This window comes from Phenylobacterium terrae, assembly GCF_042681205.1.
In the GTDB taxonomy this organism is placed as follows: Bacteria; Pseudomonadota; Alphaproteobacteria; order Caulobacterales; family Caulobacteraceae; genus Phenylobacterium; species Phenylobacterium terrae.
The window spans coordinates 1118340-1133342 of the sequence record NZ_JBHUEY010000001.1; the positions used below are offsets into that span (position 1 = coordinate 1118340).

The 15003-nt window shown below is 71.5% G+C and carries 18 protein-coding genes; 5 read left to right on the forward strand and 13 right to left on the reverse strand.

Going from position 1 to position 15003, the window contains the following annotated elements; all coding sequences use genetic code 11:
• Nucleotides 1–4 precede the first annotated feature (4 nt).
• Together ACFSC0_RS05600 and ACFSC0_RS05605 are read left to right on the forward strand one after the other, a co-directional pair.
• The gene (locus ACFSC0_RS05600; RefSeq protein WP_377282613.1) at nucleotides 5–424 is read left to right on the forward strand and encodes a VOC family protein; all 420 of its coding nucleotides are present in this window, start codon (nucleotides 5–7) and stop codon (nucleotides 422–424) included.
• An 84-nt stretch (nucleotides 425–508) separates the two neighbouring features.
• On the forward strand, nucleotides 509–991 hold the full coding sequence (locus ACFSC0_RS05605) for a hypothetical protein (protein WP_377282612.1): 483 nt from the start codon (nucleotides 509–511) through the stop codon (nucleotides 989–991).
• 24 nt (nucleotides 992–1015) lie between these two features.
• On the opposite strand, the gene ACFSC0_RS05610 is transcribed toward ACFSC0_RS05605, so the two are convergent.
• From ACFSC0_RS05610 to ACFSC0_RS05660, 11 genes are all read right to left on the reverse strand, one after another.
• Nucleotides 1016–1399, reverse strand: a complete 384-nt coding sequence (locus ACFSC0_RS05610) for a DUF4180 domain-containing protein (RefSeq protein WP_377355102.1) — start codon at nucleotides 1397–1399, stop codon at nucleotides 1016–1018.
• 178 nt (nucleotides 1400–1577) lie between these two features.
• Nucleotides 1578–2609 carry a type II secretion system F family protein gene (locus ACFSC0_RS05615; RefSeq protein ID WP_377282718.1) on the reverse strand — a complete coding sequence of 344 codons (1032 nt, stop codon included), beginning with the start codon at nucleotides 2607–2609 and terminating at the stop codon, nucleotides 1578–1580.
• A complete protein-coding gene (locus tag ACFSC0_RS05620) occupies nucleotides 2555–3541 on the reverse strand; it encodes a type II secretion system F family protein (RefSeq protein WP_377282610.1) in 987 nt (328 codons plus the stop codon). The genes ACFSC0_RS05615 and ACFSC0_RS05620 overlap by 55 nt, the downstream gene beginning before the upstream one ends.
• 1 nt (nucleotide 3542) lies before the next feature.
• Nucleotides 3543–5087 carry a CpaF family protein gene (locus tag ACFSC0_RS05625; protein WP_377282609.1) on the reverse strand — a complete coding sequence of 515 codons (1545 nt, stop codon included), beginning with the start codon at nucleotides 5085–5087 and terminating at the stop codon, nucleotides 3543–3545.
• 3 nt (nucleotides 5088–5090) lie between these two features.
• Nucleotides 5091–6650 carry an AAA family ATPase gene (locus ACFSC0_RS05630; protein WP_377355104.1) on the reverse strand — a complete coding sequence of 520 codons (1560 nt, stop codon included), beginning with the start codon at nucleotides 6648–6650 and terminating at the stop codon, nucleotides 5091–5093.
• A 14-nt stretch (nucleotides 6651–6664) separates the two neighbouring features.
• Nucleotides 6665–7333 (reverse strand): CpaD family pilus assembly protein, encoded by a 669-nt coding sequence (locus tag ACFSC0_RS05635; RefSeq protein ID WP_377282607.1) that lies wholly within the window; start codon nucleotides 7331–7333, stop codon nucleotides 6665–6667.
• Between the two features lie 8 nt (nucleotides 7334–7341).
• Nucleotides 7342–8928 carry a type II and III secretion system protein family protein gene (locus ACFSC0_RS05640; RefSeq protein ID WP_377282606.1) on the reverse strand — a complete coding sequence of 529 codons (1587 nt, stop codon included), beginning with the start codon at nucleotides 8926–8928 and terminating at the stop codon, nucleotides 7342–7344.
• Nucleotides 8925–9803, reverse strand: a complete 879-nt coding sequence (gene cpaB, locus ACFSC0_RS05645) for a Flp pilus assembly protein CpaB (protein WP_377282605.1) — start codon at nucleotides 9801–9803, stop codon at nucleotides 8925–8927. The genes ACFSC0_RS05640 and cpaB overlap by 4 nt, the downstream gene beginning before the upstream one ends.
• Before the next feature lie 123 nt (nucleotides 9804–9926).
• On the reverse strand, nucleotides 9927–10445 hold the full coding sequence (locus ACFSC0_RS05650; protein WP_377282604.1) for an A24 family peptidase: 519 nt from the start codon (nucleotides 10443–10445) through the stop codon (nucleotides 9927–9929).
• A 143-nt stretch (nucleotides 10446–10588) separates the two neighbouring features.
• Nucleotides 10589–10759, reverse strand: a complete 171-nt coding sequence (locus tag ACFSC0_RS05655; RefSeq protein WP_377282603.1) for a Flp family type IVb pilin — start codon at nucleotides 10757–10759, stop codon at nucleotides 10589–10591.
• Nucleotides 10760–10835: 76 nt separating this feature from the next.
• Entirely contained in the window at nucleotides 10836–11000 is a 165-nt protein-coding gene (locus ACFSC0_RS05660; RefSeq protein ID WP_377282602.1) for a Flp family type IVb pilin, read from the reverse strand.
• Nucleotides 11001–11295: 295 nt separating this feature from the next.
• Between ACFSC0_RS05660 and ACFSC0_RS05665 the strand changes: the two genes are divergently transcribed.
• From ACFSC0_RS05665 to ACFSC0_RS05675, 3 genes are all read left to right on the forward strand, one after another.
• The gene (locus tag ACFSC0_RS05665; protein ID WP_377282601.1) at nucleotides 11296–11703 is read left to right on the forward strand and encodes a pilus assembly protein N-terminal domain-containing protein; all 408 of its coding nucleotides are present in this window, start codon (nucleotides 11296–11298) and stop codon (nucleotides 11701–11703) included.
• A 73-nt stretch (nucleotides 11704–11776) separates the two neighbouring features.
• A complete protein-coding gene (locus tag ACFSC0_RS05670) occupies nucleotides 11777–12334 on the forward strand; it encodes a TadE family protein (RefSeq protein WP_377282600.1) in 558 nt (185 codons plus the stop codon).
• Nucleotides 12334–12879, forward strand: a complete 546-nt coding sequence (locus ACFSC0_RS05675; RefSeq protein ID WP_377282599.1) for a TadE/TadG family type IV pilus assembly protein — start codon at nucleotides 12334–12336, stop codon at nucleotides 12877–12879. The genes ACFSC0_RS05670 and ACFSC0_RS05675 overlap by 1 nt, the downstream gene beginning before the upstream one ends.
• Here the strand turns inward: ACFSC0_RS05675 and ACFSC0_RS05680 are convergent.
• Together ACFSC0_RS05680 and ACFSC0_RS05685 are read right to left on the reverse strand one after the other, a co-directional pair.
• On the reverse strand, nucleotides 12876–13640 hold the full coding sequence (locus ACFSC0_RS05680; protein WP_377282598.1) for an aminotransferase class IV: 765 nt from the start codon (nucleotides 13638–13640) through the stop codon (nucleotides 12876–12878). The two genes, ACFSC0_RS05675 and ACFSC0_RS05680, sit on opposite strands and share 4 nt — an antisense overlap.
• Nucleotides 13637–14977 carry an anthranilate synthase component I family protein gene (locus ACFSC0_RS05685; RefSeq protein ID WP_377282597.1) on the reverse strand — a complete coding sequence of 447 codons (1341 nt, stop codon included), beginning with the start codon at nucleotides 14975–14977 and terminating at the stop codon, nucleotides 13637–13639. Before ACFSC0_RS05685 ends, ACFSC0_RS05680 begins: the two co-directional genes overlap by 4 nt.
• Nucleotides 14978–15003: the final 26 nt, after the last annotated feature.

Consider the following 15003-nt stretch of genomic DNA (forward strand, 5'->3'; position numbering starts at 1 on the left):
TGTCATGAGCATGACCGAGACGCCGGCCAACGCGTCGGCCGAGGTGAAGGGCGGGGCGGTGCCCTACCTGTTCCTGAAGGGGGCCGCCAAGGCGATCGATTTCTACATGCAGGCGTTCGGCGCCGAGGAAGCCGCCCGCATGCCGGCCGAGGACGGCGAGCGGCTGATGCACGCCCACATCTACATCAACGGCGGTTCGGTGATGCTGAACGACTTCTTCCCGGAGTTCGGCCACGCCGAGGCCGCGCCCGCGGCCTTCAACGTCCATCTCCAGGTCAAGGGGATCCAGGACTGGTGGAAGCGGGCGCTGGACGCCGGCTGCGAGGTGAAGATGCCGCTCGAGAAGCAGTTCTGGGGCGACCACTACGGCGTGCTGCGCGACCCCTGGGGCGTGGAGTGGTCCATGGGCGAGACCGCCGCCTGACCGGGGCCGCGGCGGCCCGGGCGGCTTGTCAGGACAGCTTGACCGTGGCCCACTGCCCCCAATCACCAAAAGGGGGAAACGTCCATGCGTCCTATCCTGATGGCGGCCGGCCTGGCCGCCGCGTTCGCGCTCACCGCCTGCGGCGAGCAGGCCGACAAGGCCGCCGAGGCGCCCGCCGCCGAAGCGCCGGCCAAGAAGTTTTTCGGCCGCCAGAGGCAGATGTACCAGGGCCAGGAGGCTATCCAGCGGGTCGACAGCGGCACGGTCGCCGTCTCCGACAACCCGCAGAACCTGATCCTGACCGTCAGCGGCCTCGCCGCCGGCCCCGGCTACACGCGCGGGACCTTCCTGCCGCGGATCAACCCGGCCGCCCCGAAGGACGGCATCTATGAGGTGGACGTGGTGGCCGAAAAGCCGGCCGCCGGCGCCGCCGCCACGCCGACGCCCATCGACATCAAGGGCGAGTGGCCCGGCTATCCGGCCGACCGCCTCAAGGGCGTGCGGTTCATCTCCGCGACCAACGACATCACCGTCATGCTGCCCACGGCGGCTGCGCCGGCGCAGTAGCCTCCAGGCCGCGGCGGCGGGCGCTCAGCCGTCCGCCAGCCGCGCCTCGAGACCGGTCAGGTCGGGCACGAACCAGACCTGCCGCCCGCGATTGGACTCGCGCACGAAGTCGCGCAGAGCCGTGCTCTGCGCGACCGCGCCCGAGATGTCGCCGACGATCGCGACCCGCAGGCCGTAGTTCACGAACTTCTGCAGCGCCTCGCCCGCCAGCCGGGTGGAGAGGTCGAGGAACCCTGCGCCCAGACGGGCGACGGGCAGGGCGACCACCTGCGCGCCGACGGACAGCGCTTCGCCGACCAGGTCGGCGGCGTCGCGATCGCCGGCGATCGCCGGGCCGGCCTCGGGACACACGAGCACCGGGACGCCGGACAGGCGGCGGACGCGTTCCTTACTGTTCCCTATGTTCATGCCGATGCAGAATAATACGGATTTCGCCCCGGCGCACCTCCCTCGTCATGGCCGGCCGGCGCCCATCGTGATGAGGCGGGCCCGCTGCAACCGGGTGGGTCGCCGGGACGAGCCGGCGATGACGGAGATGGGAGAACGGACGAAGCGGAACGCCTGGCGAAGAGCGGCCGCTCCGCCGCTAACTCATGGTGTCGGAGACCTTGAGGATCGCCGGGCCGAGGATGGCGATGAACAGCACCGGCAGGAAGAAGACGATCATCGGCACGGTCAGCTGGGCGGGCAGCTGGGCGGCCTTCTTCTCGGCGGCGGAGAGGCGCATCTCGCGGTTCTCCTTGGCCATGACCCGCAGGGCCGCGCCCAGCGGGGTGCCGTAGCGCTCGGCCTGGATCATGGCGGTGGCGACGGACTTGATGCCCGGGTGGTTGGTGCGGCGGGCCAGGCCCTCGTAGGCCTGCCGCCGCTCGGGCAGGTAGGAGAGCTCGGCGAGCAGCAGGGTCAGCTCCTCGGCCAGCTCGATGGACGAGCCGCCGATCTCCTGGCTGACCTTCTGGATCGCCGCCTCGATGGACATCCCCGATTCGACGCAGATCAGCAGCAGGTCGAGGGCGTCGGGGAAGGCGAGCATGATCGAGTCGCGCCGCTTCTGGGCGACGTTGGTGATGTAGACGTTGGGCGCGTAGTAGCCGAGCGTCAGCCCGCCCACCGTCGCGGCCACCCGGATCATGGTCGGCTGGCCGTGGTCGTTGATCAGGAACAGGTAGAGCGCCACCACCGCGGCGAAGGCGAACGGCAGCACGAACCGGAAGAAGTAGAAGGTGGTCACCGGCCGCGGACCGCGGAAGCCGGCCTGGGCCAGCTTGTCGACGACCTTGGGATCCTCCAGCAGCCGGGACAGCTGCAGCCGGTCCACGACCTTCTTGTAGAGCCCCTCGTCCATGTGGCGCAGGCTGGAGCCGCCGCCGGACTTGGCCAGCGCCTCGCGCGACTTGCGGCGCAGCTCCTCGCGCCGGGTCGAGACGCTCTTCAGCCGCGCCTCGAGGCTGGCCCCCTTGGTCATCGGCGCGGCCATGGTGACGATGGTCGCGAAGGTGACCACGGCCACGAACGCCGCCAGGATGTTGTCGGGGTTGGTGAGGAATTCGACCACGGCCCGCCCTAGATCTTGAAGTTGATCATGCGGCGCATGACGAACACGCCCATCGACATCCAGAAGCCGCCGGCCATCAGCATCAGCTGGCCGCGCGGGTCGGTGAACAGCGGGGTGATGTAGGACGGGCTCATCAGGCTGATCAGCACGATCACCGCCGGCGGCAGCGAGCCGATGATCCCGGCCGAAGCCACCGCCTCGCCGGACAGCGCCTTGATCTTCTCGCGCATCATCTTCCGGGCGCGGATCACCACCGACAGGTTGCCCAGCGCCTCGGCGAGGTTGCCGCCGGTCTTCTGCTGGATGGCCAGCACGATGGAGAAGAAGCGGACCTCCGGCGTGGGCATGCGCTGGTACATCTTCTCCAGCGCCTGCTCGACCGACACGCCCATGGCGATGTTCTCGACCAGCAGGCGGAACTCGCCGGCCAGCGGCTCGGGCGTCTCCTGGCCGATGATCTTCATGCAGTCGTTGACCGGCAGGCCCGACTTGATGCCGCGGGTGATGATGTCGATGCCGTCCGGGAACGCCTCGACGAACTTCTTGGTGCGCCGGCCAGCCAGGAAGCCGACCACCCAGCGCGGCAGGCCGAAGGCGGCGGCGAAGGCCAGGAAGGGCGCGCACCACTTAGGCATCGGCAGCAGCAGGCCGATGCCCAGCACGACCACGCCGAGCACGCCGCTCCACACCCAGAAGGCGGTGACCTTGTCGCCGAGGCCGGCCTGGTTCAGCCGCGCGGAGAGGCCCAGGGTGGCCTTCTTCTGCTGGCGCTCCTGGTCCTTCAGTGTACGGAGGATCTGCTTGCGGCGGGTCTCCTGGGTCCCCTGCTGGGCCTTGCGGACCTTGGTCTCGCGGCCCTGGGGCGCGGCGATCGCCTGGGCGCGCTTGAGCGTCTTGGCCTGGGCCGACTCGCCGCCGGCCAGCACGAAGCCGAGGCCGGCGACGGCGACGAAGCCGAGCGCCGCGGTCAGGATGACGAGGACGCCGGCGTCCATGCTATTCGGCCGCGTCCAGCGCCTCGGCGAGCTCGCGCTCGAGGCCGTAGTAGCGGGCGCGGTCCCAGAACCTGGGCCGGGCGATGCCGGTGGAGCGGTGGCGGCCCACCACCTTGCCCTCGGCGTCCTCGCCGGTGATCTCGTAGACGAACAGGTCCTGGGTGATGATCACGTCGCCTTCCAGGCCCACCACCTCGGTGATGTGGGTGATGCGCCGCGAGCCGTCGCGCAGGCGGGCGGCCTGGATGATCACGTCCACCGAGCCCACGATCATCTCGCGGATGGTCTTCGAGGGCAGGCCGTAGCCGCCCATGGTGATCATCGATTCCAGGCGGCTGATGGCTTCGCGCGGACTGTTGGCGTGCAAGGTGCCCATCGAGCCGTCGTGGCCGGTGTTCATGGCCTGCAGGAGGTCGAACGCCTCGGGGCCGCGGACTTCGCCGACGATGATCCGCTCGGGACGCATCCGCAGGCAGTTCTTGACCAGGTCGCGCATGGTGATCTGGCCCTGGCCCTCCAGGTTGGCCGGCCGGGTCTCCAGGCGCACGACGTGCGGCTGCTGCAGCTGCAGCTCGGCCGCGTCCTCGCAGGTGATGACCCGCTCGGTGGGGTCGATGAAGGCCGTGAGGGTGTTGAGCAGGGTGGTCTTACCCGAGCCCGTGCCGCCGGAGATGATGACGTTGCATCGGCAGGCGCCGATGACGCCCAGAACCCTGGCCCCCTCGGGGCTGATGGACGCGTAGTCCACCAGGTTCTTCATCGTCAGCTTGTCTTTCTTGAACTTCCGGATGGTCAGCGTCGGGCCGTCCAGGGCCAGCGGCGGGCCGATGACGTTGACGCGCGAGCCGTCCGGCAGGCGGGCGTCGCAGATCGGCGAGCTTTCGTCGACCCGGCGGCCGACCTGGCTGACGATCCGCTGGCAGATGTTCATCAGCTGGCCGTTGTCGCGGAAGCGGACGTTGGTCAGCTGCACCTTGCCGCCGACTTCGATGAACACCCGGCCGGCGCCGTTGACCATGATGTCGGCGATGTCGTCGCGCGACAGCAGCGGCTCCAGCGGGCCGTAGCCGAGGACGTCGTTGATGATGTCCTGGACCAGGTGGTCCTGCTCGGCCACCGACATGGAGACGTTCTTGATCGCCACCAGTTCGGCGACGATGTCGCGGATCTCCTCGGCCGCCGTCTTGGCGTCCAGCTGGGCGAGCTGGGCCAGGTCGATGGTGTTGATCAGCGCGTTGAAGATCGTCGTCTTCGTCGCGTGGTAGTAGTCGGACTGCTCGCGGACGACCTGGGTGGCGCCGCCGCTCTGCGCGGCGCGAAGTTGCTCGAAGCCCTGGGTCGCCTTGGGCCCGGTCGGGGCGGCCTGGGAAGCGGCGGCGCGCGCAGCCAGGGCCGCGCCCGCCGTCTGCGGCGCCGGCTTGGCCGCGGCCGCCGGCGCCTCGACCGGCTGCGGCCGCGTGGCGATGGGCGCTCCCGCCGTCGGCGCGGGCGGCGGGGCCTGGGGCTTCGGCGCCTGAGGACCGTCTGAGGAGCGCTTCCCGAACATCGTCTACTTGCGCTTGAGCAGGCTGGAGAGGAACGAGGTCTTCTGCGGCGGCGGCGCCTCCCGGCGGCTGATCAGCTGCGCCAGGTGGTTCACGCCCTCGGCGGCCGGCGACTTGGCGTTCACCTCGGCCAGCATCTGGCCGTTGTTGGCGGCCGAACCGAACAGCTTGGGATCGAACGGCAGCACCAGCGAGGGCGCCAGGGCCAGGGCCTCGCCGAAGTCCTTCACCGGAATCTCCGGCCGCCCGGGCACGCCGACCATGTTCAGCACCAGGCGGGGCGGCGGATCGTTCGGCCGCGCCCGGCGGACCAGGTCGACCATGTTCTTGGCGTTGCGCAGGGAGGCCAGGTCCGGCGTGGCGACGATGATCAGGTCGTCCGAGCCCAGCAGGATCTTCCGCTTCCAGGAGGCCCAGCTGTGCGGCAGGTCCAGCACCACGAACGGCGCGGCCGAGCGGATCTTCTGGGTCACCTCCTCGAACGCCTCGGGGCCGATCTCGTAGTCGTCGTCGAGGGTGGCCGGGGCGGCGAACAGGCTGAGCCGCTCGGTGCAGCGGGCCATCATCCGGTCCATCAGCACCGCGTCGAGGCGGTCCGGCTGGCTGAGGGCGTCCATCACCCCCTGGATCGGGTCCTGGTTGAAGTCGAGGCCGGCGGTGCCGAACGCCAGGTCGAGGTCGACCAGCACGGCGTTGGTCAGCAGTCGTTCGGTGATGGCGTGGGCCACATTGTGCGCCAGCGTCGAGGCGCCGACCCCGCCCTTGGCGCCGCAGAAGGCGATCTGCCGGCCGATGAAGGGCGCCGAGGGGTCGGCGTAGAGGCCGGAGATGGCGCGCACGATCTGCAGCGGATCGAGCGGGGCGACCAGGTATTCCGAGACCCCGCGGCGCATCAGCTCGCGGTAGAGGGCGATGTCGTTGGCCGAGCCGATGACCACCACCTTGGTGCCCGGGTCGCAGACCTCGGCCAGACGGTCGAGCTGGTTGAGCATCTCGCCGGCCGGCGCCAGGGATTCGACCATCACCAGAGAGGGCGTCGGCTGGTTCTGGTAGGCGTCGACGGCCGCCGACAGGCCGCCCAGCTTGATGGTGGCGGTGGCCTTGCCCATCCGCCGGTCGGTGGCGGCGCGCTCGGCGGTGTCGGCGGTCGCCTGCTGTTCGCAGTACACGTGAATGGCGATGCGCGGGATCATCGCCTCGCCGAGCGCCGCCTCGGCGCCGGCGATCAGCTCGTGCACCGGGTTCGACGCGGCGGCTGCGGGGCTGGGCAGCGGCTCATGGTCGGCCGCGGCGGTGGAGAACGGGTCGCCGACGTCCTCGTCGGAGAACCGCTCGGCGGCGGGTCCCGGGACGAACGGATCGTCCGCGCCGGCCGGCGCGGCCGCCGCGGGCGCGAAGGGATCGTGGGCGAGCGCGCCCGCCTCCGGCTCGCGTGCGGGCGGGAAGTCGGCGAACGGGTCGACCGGCGCGCGCGCCGGCGCCGCCGCGTCCGCGGCGGTGGTGAACTCGTCGGCCGGCTCGAAGTCGGCGTCGATCGGGTCCAGGCCCTGGGTCTTGGGATTCATGCCCCCCACTCCCGCTACTGCACTGCGTTCGAGACGGCGCCGTCCGCCTGGCTATCCGTCGCGGCGGAGGTGCGCTGGCCCTTGCGATACTTGTCGATCACCACGGCCCGGCGGTTGGCGTCGGCCGGATCCGAGGGCCGCGGGCCCAGCAGGTCGCTGGGGTCGGCGATCTGGGCGGCGATGTTGGCGGTGACCGCGCAGCCGAAGTTCGGCTGCACCTCGTTGGTCGCGCTGCGGCGCAGGTCGGACCATTGCACCCCGCATTCGGGCACCACCGCCACCCGGCGCACGTAGCCGACGCGCAGCACGCCGCCCTCGCCGCTCTCCACCATCTGGATGGCCCCGTCGGGCACGCCCTGATCGGCCAGGTGGCCGCGGACCATCTCGCCGAACCGGCGGGCGGCGGCGGGCTCCGGCCCGCCCGGGACATGGATGCGGATCGGCGCGCCGCCGCTGGCCAGCCAGCCCGAAGCGAAATCCGAGAGGGCGGCGGCCTGGTTCTGCGAAAGGCCCCAGCCGTGGACGGCCAGCGCCACCTCGTGCGGCTCGTCCTCGACCTCGGCCCGGAAGTTCTCGGTCGGCAGGCGCGGATTGAGCTCGGCGCCGGGCGGCTCGGGCGGCGCGCAGGCGGCGAGGCCGGCGGCCAGGCCGAGGCCGGCGAAGGGACGGACCCAAGACTTCATGGCTGACCTCATTCGATCACGTAGCCGTACGGCCCGCGGTAGGTGCGGCCGGCCGGCGCCTCGGCCTTGGCCTTGTAGGCGCGGTTCAGGCGGCCCAGCAGGACGGTCTCCGGGTCGGAGGCGATCTGCAGTCCGTCGGCCGGGGTCTGCAGCTTGTCGGGCGAGACCGCGTCGACGAGATAGGGCGTGACGATCACGACCAGTTCGCTCTCGCCCGAAAGGTAGTCCCGCGAACGGAACAGGGTGCCGAGCACCGGCAGGGACACCAGCCCCGGCAGGCCGTCGATGTTCTGGCGGGTCTGCTCGCGCAGCAGACCGGCGATCATCATCGCCCCGCCCGAGGGCAGCTCGACGGTCGTCTCGGCTCGGCGCACGTTCAGCGCGGGGATGGTCAGCGTCGGCGCGCCGGCGCCGTTGGTGACCGAGAAGGCGCCGGTGTTGGTCAGCTCCGAAACCTCGGTGGAGAGGCGGATCGAGATCCGCCCGCCGGAGAGCACCACTGGGGTGAAGCCCAGGCCGACGCCGAACGGCTTGAACTCGACGCTGATGCGCCCGTCGTCGTCCTGCCCCACCGGCACCGGGAACTCGCCGCCCGCCAGGAACTTGGCCGACTCGCCGGAGACGGCCGTCAGGTTGGGCTCGGCCAGGGTGCGGATCAGGCCGACCCGCTCGAAAGCTTTGATGGTGGCTTCGCCCTTGTTGAGGCCCGGGTCGCCCGCGGTGTCCTTGATGGTCGCCGTGTCCCAGTTGCTCGCCTGCGTGCCGTCCCGGACCACCCAGTCGCACATCCGGTCGGCAGGGAACGGGGGCCCGCAGGGGAACTGCATGGTCGGCTGCTTGGTCGTATCGATGTTCCAGCCGCCGGTGAAGCCGCCGAGCAGGCCGCCATTGACCCCGAAGGTGGCGATGGAGCCGAGCAGGTATTGAGTCTCGCCGAGCTGGCCGAGGACGGCGCGGGAGTCGAAGCCGAGCTGCTTGATGACCGAGCGCTGCATCTCGACGATGCGCACCTTCAGCATCACCTGGTCCTTGCCGGAGATGCTGAGCATGTTGATGACCTGCTCGGGCTTGGCGACCGCGGCGCGGGCGATCTGCACCGCGCGGTCGGCGTCGGCGACGCTCGCCACACGGCCCGACAGGATCAGGCTGTCGTTCATCGAATCCACCTGCACCTGGGCGCGGGGGATGATGCGGTTGATCGAGTGGGCGACGGCCGAGGTGTCCTGGTCGACGCGGATGTCGAGCGACAGCAGCCGGCGGCCGGCCGAATCGAAGAACACCGCGTCCGTCTGGCCGGAAGCGACGCCCAGCACATAGATCCGGCGCGGCGTGCGCAGCACGGCGTCGGCCACGGCGGGGTTGGTCACCAGCACGTCGCGGGCGTCCACCGGCAGCTCGACGATCGCCGACTTGCCGCGCGGCAGGGACAGGGCCTGGGAGGCCGGGCCGCCGGAAAGGTCCACCCGGATCACGGCCGAGTTGGCCGTCTGGCCGGCGGCGAAGGCGGCGGCCTGGGCCTGCCCCTCCTGGGCGGCGGCGGGCGCGGCCGTGGCGAGCAGCGCGGCCAGGGCCAGGGCGATACGCTTCAGGCTCATCGGACGGCCACCTCGTTGACGTCGCCGGCGCGGACGATGCGCACCGTCTGGTTGGCGCCCAGGCCGCCCCTGCGGCTGGGTCCGCCGATGTCGGAATAGGGACGCAGCGCCAGCATCATCTCGCCCTGGGCGCGGCCGCGGGCGAGGACCTCCACGTCCTGCGCGGCGACCTCGACGGTGGCGACGCCGCCGACGATCGTCTTGGCGTCCTCCTCCGGCGCGGTCCGCTGGTCGATGGCCAGCACCTTGACGTTCTGCATCAGGACCTCGGTCAGGTGGCCCTTGCCGCCCTCCTGCGAGCGGCTCTGCAGGATGTCGACGCGGTCGCCCGGCAGGATGAAGCCGCCGGCGCCGGTCTCGCTGGTGACGGGGATGGAGACGGCCCGCATGCCGGGCGAGAGCACCACGGCCATGTAGCCGCCCTCGCCGCCGCGCACGACCTTGCGCGGGGTCAGCGGCTCGCCGGCCAGGATGGTCTCCTTCACGATGGCGCCCTCGAAGGCCTTCATCGGCTCGTCGCCGCTCATCAGGTCCTGGGCCGCGGTGGCGGCGCCGTTGGCGACCTTCTTCACGCCCTCGGGCGGGGCGACCTTCGGCTTGCCGCCGTCGGTGACGAAGGTCGGGTTGAGCGATTCGACGGGCCAGTCCTGCCAGCCCAGGTCCACGGTGGTGATTCGGTAGCCGACCTGCAGGTCCTTCTTGGCGACCAGCACCCGCGCCATCGGCTTGGGCGGCGGCGCCATGGGGGCGGCCGCGACGGCGGACTCGGCCTTATCCGGAGCCATCATGCCCCTGACGATGAAGGCCAGAGCGATGGCCGCCGCTGCGGCGACGGCGAGAATGGCGATGCGCACGGCGCCCATGGACTCGAACACGGCTCCCGACGGCGGGTGACAGGAGGCGCCTTGGGCCTTCGGCCCGGACGCACGACAGAACCCCCTCTTCTGGCGGCAGGGTCAGTGTTGAGGGGGCATAGTTAACGGCGGCTAAAGCGCAGCTTAGAAAAGGCCGGCGAAGGCGACCCCGACCGCAGAACTCGAAAACGCCGCCAGGGCGCCCACGGCTATGGCCACGCCGTAGGGCACGTTCTCGCCCTTGGTGGCCAGGCGGAACAGCCAGCGCGGGCTGCTCGGCACGAAGGCCTGCACCTGGGTCGAGCGCAGCAGCAGAAGGGCCACCGCCAGCGCGCCGCCCATCACGCAGGTGATCAGCAGGAACGGCAGGGCCGCGGGCCAGCCGAGCCACAGGGCCGAAGCCGCGAACAGCTTGGCGTCGCCGCCGCCGATCCACCCGAGGGCGAACATCACCATCCCGGCCAGCAGGGCGCCGACGCCGACCGCGGCGCACACGCCGATGGTCTGCAGCGGCAGCCCGAGCAGGAAGGCGGCCGGGAAGAAGGCGGCGATCAGCGCCAGCGAAATCCAGTTGGGGATGGTGTAGCTGGTCAGGTCCTTCAGCCCGGCGACGATGACCAGCGCCGGGAACAGGAAGACGAGCGCGGACTGGACCAGGGCCAAGAGTTCCTCCTTAGGGTCGAAGCCAACTTGCCCTCGCAGGGTGAACGCTTCCTTAGCCATGCGGCCGGCGCGCCCTCCCCGCCCAATAAAGAAAGGGCCGCGACGGGGGTCGCGGCCCTGAGATCTTCCGGGTCTTGAGGCGATTACGCCCCTTCGAGCCCGTCTGCGATGTTCTGGTACCAGGCCAGCAGGCCGTCGCCGAAGGCGGCGAGGCCGGCCAGAAGCGCGACGGCGATAAGCGCCGCGATCAGCCCGTACTCGATGGCGGTGGCGCCGGAGCGGTCGTTCAGAAATCGCAAGCTGAGCGGCTTCATCCCGTGCCCCTCCCCGGTTCGCCCCACCAATCGCAACGAAGAGCCGCCGCGCCGAGGGCGCGGCGGCGCGCAGGCGCTACTGCAGTTCGTCGGCGATCTCTTGGAACTTGCCGTTCAGGTTGGTGCCCAGCAGGGTCAGAACGCCGATCAGCACGACGGCGATCAGAGCGGCGATCAGGCCGTACTCGATGGCGGTGGCGCCGGACTCGTCCTTCATGAAGCGCGAAACGAACTTCGACATTGCTCAATCTCCTTATGCGAGCAGGTGTTGAGGGACCAGGCCGTGACCTGCTCGCCCCTGATTACCAGCCCACTTTCGCGGAACGCGCTTAATTCCCAGTAAAAGCGAATAGTTGCCCAAATTTTTCTTTTGGTTTACACGAATTTACTATTGATATCCGTTAACCCTATGCCGGAATCGGCCCAAAATCGGGGACTCGTCATTTAAGACTCTCGCGCACGCGAGGGCCTTTCGGTTTAGGCTTTATTGACCATTCCCGGCGGATTCTGCGGGCCTATCGTTAGGAGCCGCTGTCATGCGCCTGATGCTCGCCGCCCTCTCCGCCCTGGCCGTGGCCGCCCCCGCGGCCGCCGAAACCATGCGGATCGAGCTCGACCACAGCACCCGCGTGCGGCTGCCGAGCCCGGCCCGCGACGTGCTCCTGGCCAATCCCGACGTCGCCGACGTGACCATGCTGGACACCCGCAACCTGGTGATCCTGGGCAAGGCCTACGGCATGACCCACCTGCTGATCGTCGACACCGCCGGCCGCACCGTCTTCGACCGGAACCTGGTGGTGAGCGCCCCGGTCAAGGGCCAGGTGTCGCTCTACCGGGGCCCGGAGCAGCGCACCTACGCCTGCGCCCCGGACTGCGAGGTGGCGACCCGCAAGGAAGCCGCCCAGGGCGCCGCCCAGGCGGTCCAGACCCAGTCCGCGCCCTAGCCCGCAAGCTTAACCGTCGCTTAGCCGCGCTCGGCTAGCCTGCCGGCCACGTCACTGCACGCCGGCAAGGATCATGGCCGCCAGCTTTACCCGTCTCGCAGCTCGGATCCGGCGCCTCGCCCGCGCCCGGGACGGCGCGACCGCGGTCGAGTTCGCGCTGATCGCCACGCCCTTCTTCCTGCTGCTGATGGCCATCCTCGAGCTCGGCCTGGTGTTCCTCGTCTCGACGACCCTGGAGCACGCCACCCACGAGGCTTCGCGCCAGATCCGCACCGGCGAGTTCCAGGAAGCCGGCGGGGTCAGCGCCGACGACTTCGAGACCCTGGTCTGCGACCAGCTCACCTGGATGGGCGACACCTGCAAGGCCCAGCTGGACGTGGACGTGCGCGCCTACGCCACCCTCGCCCAGATGCTGAACCCGCCGCCCTACGATCCGGAGGAGGCCTGCTTCGAGGCGGGCGGCCCCGGCCAGGTCGTCCTCGCCCGCACCTCGATCAAGTGGAAGATCTTCACCCCGCTCCTGCGGCCGAGCATGGCCACGTCCGGCGACGGCTCGCGCCTGATCCGGGCCACCACGGCCTTCAAGAACGAACCTTTCCCGGGCGACACGCCGGAAAGCGAGTGCGACTGATGCGCCGCCCGACCTCCTTCTTCCGCGACCGGCGCGGCGTGGCCGCGGTGGAGTTCGCGCTCATCGCGCCGCTGATGATCGCCCTCTACTTCGGCCTGGCCGAGCTCACCATGGGGATGATGGCCGAGCGCCGGGCGAGCCACCTGGCTTCCACGCTGGCCGATCTGGTGGCCCAGGACGCCCAGACCGACGAGGCGACGCTCGACCAGGTGCTGGCCGCCGGCGCCCCGATCATGGAGCCCCTTCCCGCCACCACCACCGACCTGAAGATCGTCATCACCAGCGTGGTCGCCGACGAGGACGGCGACGTCGCCGTCGCCTGGAGCCGGGCGAGCAGCGGCGCCCAGGCCCGCACCAAGGGCGCGAGCGTGGACGACCTCCCCGCGGACCTGCTGGCCGAGAACGAGGGCCTGGTGATGGCCGAGGTCGAGTACAAGTACACGCCGGTCATCGGCTACGTGATCGACGAGACGATGACCTTCAGCGAGCGCTTCTACCTGCGCCCGCGCCAGGCCGCCCAGGTCGTCTGCACCGACTGCGACTAGGCCGCCGCGGCGAGCCGGTCGACCAGGGGCGAGGCGGGAAAGCTCCGCCCGTTCCAGGCCGCGACCGGGCGCACGCCGATCAGGCTGTTGGTCAGGAAGACGGCCTCGGCGTCCTCGAGGACGGCCTCCGGCGCGCGCACCTCGGTCGCCGCCACGCCGAGCCGGGCCGCGGCGGCCAGCACCCGCGCCCGCATCACCCCCGCCAGCACGCCGCAGGCCAGGTCCGGCGTCTCCAGCCGCCCCTGGCGAATCCAGAACAGGTTGGCCGCGGCGGCGCAGGCGAGTTCGCCGCGGGTGTTCAGCATCACCGCCTCGTCGGCGCCGGCGGCCCGCGCCTCCTCCCGCGCCAGGACGTTGTCGAGGTAGGCGAGGGTCTTCAGCCGCGAGGCGGGCGAGTCGGCGTTGCGGCGCACGGCGGCGGTGACCAGCCGGGCCGGGGCGGCGGGCGCGGGAGCCGGCGCGGCCGTCGCGAACATCCGCGGGGCGGGCGCCTGGGGCCGGTCGAGCCCGCGCCCGCCCGAGCCGGCCGTCAGGGTCAGGCGCACCGCCGCGCGGCCCTCCCCGAGCCCGGCCGCGGCGAGCGCGGCGCGGGCGAGCTGATCGGCCCCGGCCGCATCGGGCGCCGGCAGGCCAAGCACTTGGCAGCCCGCCGCCATCCGCTGCAGGTGGGCGTCCCAGTCGACCAGCCGGCCGGAGAGGGCCAGCACGGTCTCGAAGAGGCCGTCGCCCAGCGTCAGGCCGCGGTCGTCGGCGGGAATCATGCGCCGGCCCCGCAGAGCGCACGGGCGAGGGCCGCGATCTTGGCCTCGGTCTCGGCCCGCTCGGCCGCCGGCTCGGAATCGGCCACGACGCCGCCGCCGGCCCTCGCCTCCACGCGCCAGCCCGCGGCCGTCTCCTCCAGGGCGGCGGTGCGGATCAGGACGCTGGAGTCCATCGCCCCGTCGAACCCCATCCAGAACAGCGAGCCGCAGTAGGGTCCGCGCGGCGGCTCGTGGGCGGCGATCACCTTCATCGCCTGCACCTTCGGCGCGCCGGTCACCGAACCCGGCGGGAAGGCCGCGCGCAGCAGGTCCGCGGCCGTGCGGCCCGCCGCCAGCTTCGCGGTGACGGTGGAGACCAGATGGTGGACGTTGGCGAAGCTCTCGACGGCGAAGAGGTCCGGCACGCGGACGCTGCCGGGCCGGGCCACCCGCGCCAGGTCGTTGCGCATCAGGTCGACGATCATCAGGTTCTCGGCCCGGTCCTTGGCGCTGGCCGACAGCTCGGCGGCGAGCTCGGCATCCTCGCACCGGGTGCGGCCGCGCGGGCGGGTGCCCTTGATCGGGCGCGTCTCGGCCCGCCCGCCCTCCAGCCGCAGGAACCGCTCGGGCGAGTTGGACACCACCGCCAGCCCCGGCAGGCGCAGATAGGCGGCGAACGGCGCGGCGCTCTGGCCGGCCAGCCGGGCCAGCAGGTCGTACGGCCGCACGCCGGCCCGCAGCTCGCCCGTCCAGCTGCGGGCGACGTTGGCCTGGAAGATCTCCCCGGCCCCGATCCGGCGCACCACGTCGGCGACCACCGCCTCGTGGCCGACCCCGCTGGAGGCGGTGAGGCCATGGGTCAGCGGCCCGGCGCAGGCGGCCGCGGGCGCCGCGTCCAGCCAGGCGCGCGCGGCCCGGGCCCGCTCTTCGGCCGCGCCGGCCGTCTCGCCGCGTCCGACAGCCGCCACCTTCCGCGCCCGATGGTCGAAGGCGAGCACGGCCGGATAGCGCGCCGCGGCCAGGTCCGGCCATCCCGGTCTGCGCGCCAGGGTCAGAGGCTCGACCCGGGCGCCGAGCTCGTAGGCGGCCAGGCCCAGGACGCCGCCCTGGAACGGCGGCCCCTCGGGATCGGCCGGCGCGGCCTCGCCGAGCAGCGCCGCCAGCGCCTCGAAGGGGTCTGTCGGATCGTCGGGCCGAACCGTCAGCGTCGCGTCCGGCTGGCGGGCGAGGTAGGACCAGCGCGCCTGGGCCCCCTGGCCGCCCGAGACGAGGCCGACGGCCCAGGGCTCGTCCGCGAAGGCGGAGAGCGCCTCGACGGGCTCGCGCCAGGGCGCGTCGAGCAGGACCGTGCAACGCATGGCGGCGCAATAGACCCGGCGGGCGT